Source organism: Acidaminococcus sp. CAG:542, assembly GCF_000437815.1.
Taxonomy (GTDB): Bacteria; Bacillota; Negativicutes; order Acidaminococcales; family Acidaminococcaceae; genus Acidaminococcus.
The window spans coordinates 22043-26465 of sequence record NZ_FR902055.1 but is presented as its reverse complement, the minus strand read 5'-3'; the positions used below and the strand labels follow the sequence as shown (position 1 = coordinate 26465).

5 protein-coding genes are annotated in these 4423 nt (G+C 57.7%); all 5 read left to right on the top strand.

The genetic code is table 11. From position 1 onward, the window contains the following. The coding region (locus QVO43_RS04015) for an SH3 domain-containing protein (protein WP_288174493.1) at positions 1-864 on the top strand (864 nt) is incomplete at its 5' end. 72 nt (positions 865-936) lie between these two features. Next, a complete protein-coding gene (locus QVO43_RS04010; protein WP_022487300.1) occupies positions 937-1461 on the top strand; it encodes an SH3 domain-containing protein in 525 nt (174 codons plus the stop codon). 77 nt (positions 1462-1538) lie between these two features. Then, positions 1539-2177, top strand: coding sequence for a hypothetical protein (locus tag QVO43_RS04005; protein ID WP_022487299.1), 639 nt, complete (start codon positions 1539-1541; stop codon positions 2175-2177). Between the two features lie 236 nt (positions 2178-2413). Then, the gene (locus QVO43_RS04000) at positions 2414-3322 is read left to right on the top strand and encodes a VirK/YbjX family protein (protein WP_022487298.1); all 909 of its coding nucleotides are present in this window, start codon (positions 2414-2416) and stop codon (positions 3320-3322) included. Positions 3323-3370: 48 nt separating this feature from the next. Next, on the top strand, positions 3371-4423 hold a 1053-nt coding region (locus tag QVO43_RS03995), incomplete at its 3' end, for a hypothetical protein (RefSeq protein WP_288174491.1).

The following is a 4423-nucleotide window of genomic DNA, read 5'->3' as shown; positions in this document are numbered from 1 at the left end:
AGCCTGACGGCGGTGGCCAAAGAGGCGGAAGCAGCCGGGAAAACTGCTGCTGCCGTGAAACCGGCGGTACCGGAAACCAAACCGGAAGCCAAAAAGGCGGAAGCTTCTCAAGAAGCTCCCCAAGAAACGGCCAAACCGGCGGAACAGAAGGCTGCTCGTCCCATGACCGTAAAGGAAAAAGTGGCAGCCATCCAGGCCCAGGAAGCCAAAGAAGAGGCGGCCCGGGAAGAAGCCCGGATGAAGGAACTGGTGGCCATCAAGGAAGCTGCGGAGAAACGGGCGGCAGAAGAAAAGGCCCGCCGGGAAGCGGAAGAACGGGCGGCTGAAGAAGCCCGCCGGCAGGTGGAAGCTGCGGCGGAAGCCGAACGGCAGGCTGAGGCGGAACGGCAGGCAGAAGCTGCCAGAGCCGCGGCTGCAGCTCTCGATACGGATGTAAGCGGTGCCGGGGTGATCACCGGCACGGACGTGCGGATGCGGGACGGCGCCGGCCTGGACAGCAGCGTCATCGGAGTCTTTGGCCAGGGAGAATCGGTCCAGGTGCTGGGCAGCACCCGGGCTGACGGCATGACCTGGTACAAGGTGAGCCGCAGTGACGGATCCACCGGCTATGTGGCTGCGGATTACTGCAGCATGGGCAGCGGGGATGGTGACGGAAGCAGTGCTTCCACCGGAACCATCACCGGCACGGACGTGCGGATGCGGGCCAGCTACAGTACGGACAGTGCTGTGCTGGGCTACTTCGACAACGGAGAAACCGTGACCATCCTGGACGATGTGACCAGTGACGGGCAGCGGTGGCTGAAAGTCCAGCGGAGCGACGGTTCCGTAGGCTGGGTATCGGCTGATTTCTGCGCCCAGAACTGATTTACTGGCAGTACTGGCAGGGAACGGGCGCTTGTGATACAATGACTTCAATAAGAGGAGAGGAGGCAGACCATGATGAAAAAAATGGGACGGATTCTTGCCGCGCTGTGCTGTCTGCTGGGTCTGACATTCCCCATGGAACGGAAAGCGGATGCGTCCGCAGCCGGAACCATCATTGGTACGGAAGTGCGGATGCGGAAAGGCGCTGGGACGGATACAGAAATCCTGGGCTATTTTGAAGACGGTGAAAAGGTGGAAGTCCTGAAAAGCAATGTAAATGAAGGACGGAAATGGTATGAAGTGACCCGGAAGGACGGGTCCCAGGGCTGGGTGGCCGGGGAATACTGCCGGGTGCCGGAAGGCTCCCTGATCCCTTCGGTGACCCGTCTGGAAGACCGGAAGGGCAGGATCACCGGCACGGAAGTGCGGATGCGCAGCGATCCCAACCAGAACGGGGATGTGCTGGACTACTTCACCAAAGGGGAAATCGTCACCATCCTGGATGCTGCCGACGGCGGCGGCCTCCATTGGACCAAGGTCCAGCGGGAAAATGGGGATATCGGCTGGGTGGCTTCTGCCTATTGTGAGGAATTGTAATTTTCTGGCCAAAGAGCTCCCCCTTGTGATAAAATAGATGAAATGACAAGAAAAGACAACTAGGAGGTTACAGCAATATGAAAAAAATCTGGCAAACCCTGTCTGCCGTCGCTTTCAGTGCGGCGCTGATCCTGCCTGCCCTCCAGCAGGCGGACGCCGCTACCTTTACCTATACCCCCACCAAACCGGCGGAAACCACTGCCCAGCAGCAGACCCCTGCAGTAACGCCTCAGGTAAAATCCCTGAAACTGGCTGTGGTGCCCCTGATGATCGGAGAAAAAGTGGAAGACAACGAAGGGATGAAACCCATCGTGTTCAGCAACGAAATCGCCAAGGCTTTCCAGTATCCGGAATATGACATGGTGGATTCCGACATCGTCCGGAAAGTGGCCCTCCAGGAACAGGACAACCTGTTCACCCAGGCTGGTCTGGAAGCCGTAGCCAAAGCCAGCGGCGCTGACGTGGTCATTGTCATGGCTGTGGACAAGTTCGACGTAACGGAAGACAACTTCCGCCGGGAACCCATGACCATCCTGGATTACCGGGGACGGTTCGCCACGGTGAACATGTTGAACCACAAGTTCAAACTGGACCGCTGGAGCTATGGCCGTGAAATGGAATCCGGAGCCATCAATCCCCGGTCCGACTGGCCCCATCACGAATTCGGCCTGTTCTGCCGGAGAGAGCTGAAGAAGGTTATTAAGAACAACAAGTAAGGTATGCTGCCAAGGCAGCATACTGTCAGCTGTCAACGGTCAGCGGCCCAAGGAAGCCAGCGCGGCTGGCTGTGAACAATGGCAAAAAGATTCGGCAAACAACGTCTTTTACAAGTTCAAAATCAATTTACGAAAATTGATTTCCAACGGCCGTTGACCGTTGACCATTGACCGCTGACAAAAAGGGGTGTTGCTGTGCAACACCCCTTCTTATTGCAAAGAAGGGAACTACACCAATGGATTGGGCAGAAATCAAGGCGGCAGGCCTGGCCTGCTACAATATCAGGCATCTGAAGGAACGGAAGCGCTACTGGGTGTATCTTCTCCGCTGTGCCACCCACCGGAGCCAGATGGAAGGACTCCAGAAATTTTTCCATGGGGATCCTCTGCGCCGGGAGGTGCTCCAGGGCATGCCCTGCCTATTGGAGCAGGAAACCCGGGCATTCTTTTACAAGGGCGCCGGCTGGGCAGAACGGGAAAAGGTGATCACCTATACCATCCATGCCCTTCAGCAGCGGATGAACCCGGAATTCCTCCGGGAAATCTACGTCCGCCACGGCCGGGTGAACCTGTGGACCGACGAATTCCAGGACAAGCCCCTGACCCTGGACCTGCTGTTTCATCCGGGCCAGCGGAAGGAAGGGTGTCTGTCCCTGGTGCTCCACTGGGGGGACCTGGACTTTTACCAGATCATGTTCTGGTTGGGACCGGATCCGGAAAGCGGCAGACCCTGCATCTGGGTGGGAGCCCTCCAGGGCACCAGCCTGGGGAATGATGCGGTGAAGGCCATGACCAAGAAATTCTTCGGATACCGGACCAAGAACCTGATCTTCTACGGGCTCCGGACCCTGGCGGATCTGGTGGGCTGTGAGGCTATCTATGCAGTGACCAATGAGGGCTACTACGCCATGAACCATGTGCGGGTGGACCGGAAACTGAAGACCAATTTCGGGGACTTCTGGGGAGAATGCGGCGGGGAACCCACCCAAGATTCCCGGTTCTACCGGATCCCCCTGGAGGAAAAGCGGAGGGACCTGTCGGAACTGAAACCCTCCAAACGGGCCAATCACCGGCGCCGGTACGAACTGATGGATCGGATGCGGGCAGAGATGGAAGAGAAACTGAAACCTTTCTTCGCTTCCTGATTTATGTTACAATAAAACCGATAGTTTCTGAAAATTACCCTGACGGAGGTGTCTGGATTGAAGAAAAAAATCATCAGCCTGTTTTTGACAGCCCTGCTGTGCCTGACCTGCCTGGTTCCGGCTTTTGCCGAGGAAATGGCGGCCACCAACACGGTAGCGGGCAAACTGGAAATTGCGGAAAACTTCCTGTATGGCGCTGTCCAGACCGGGTCCCTGGTATCCCGGGTGGACAAAATGGAAACGGACATGTACGGCCAGAAAAGTTCCGGTTCTGTGATGACCCGGGTGGACAAGCTCTACAACAATTTGGAAGGGGCCCCGGTAAACGGGAAGCTGTCCATGGCCACCATGATGAACGTGATTGAATGGCAGTTCTCTGACCGGATGTCCATTGACGCGGCCAAAACCCGTCTGAGCCATCTGGAAACCCAGATCTTCGGCACGGAATATGCCAAGGATTCTTTCACCAGCCGTCTGAACCGGCTGACCAAGGCCGCCTTCCCCAACGGCAGCCTCACTTCCAGCACCGTGGTCCTGCCCAAGGATTCCCTGATCAAGGTGAAATTCATGGAAGACATCAACAGCAAGACCAACCAGCAGGGAGATACCATCGACTTTATTGTGGATGACAATGTGTATGTAGGGGATGCTCTGGTGCTGCCCAAAGGGGCCAAGGGCTATGGCCAGATCAAAAAGATCGTCCAGCCCCGGATCTTCGGCCGGGATGCCCGGATCGATCTGGACTTCTCCCATGTGGTGGCTGTGAACGGGGGCGCTGTCCCTGTTACGGTGGGCGACCTGGCCAAACAGCAGGCCAAGACCGCTGCCGGTGCCGCCGGTGCCTCCATCGGAGGGATGATCCTCTTCGGGCCGGTAGGCGTTGTGGGCGGCGCTTTTGTGAAGGGCTCTTCTGTGACCATTCCGGCAGGGACCAACACCTATGTGCAGGTGGCGGAAGACACCAGCGTGGACGGCGTGATCCTGGCGGGCAGTGCAGTAGCTGGGCAGCAGCTGGACGGCAATACCCAGGAAGGCGGCCCCCAGACGGCTCAGCCTGCCTCTGCGGTAACCAAGGAAACGGCCGGTGAAACGGCTGCCGAA

Coding starts and splice junctions, on each gene's coding strand:
- QVO43_RS04010 (WP_022487300.1), top strand. CDS start 937: ATGATGAAAAAAATGGGACGGATTCTTGCCGCGCTGTGCTGTCTGCTG.
- QVO43_RS04005 (WP_022487299.1), top strand. CDS start 1,539: ATGAAAAAAATCTGGCAAACCCTGTCTGCCGTCGCTTTCAGTGCGGCG.
- QVO43_RS04000 (WP_022487298.1), top strand. CDS start 2,414: ATGGATTGGGCAGAAATCAAGGCGGCAGGCCTGGCCTGCTACAATATC.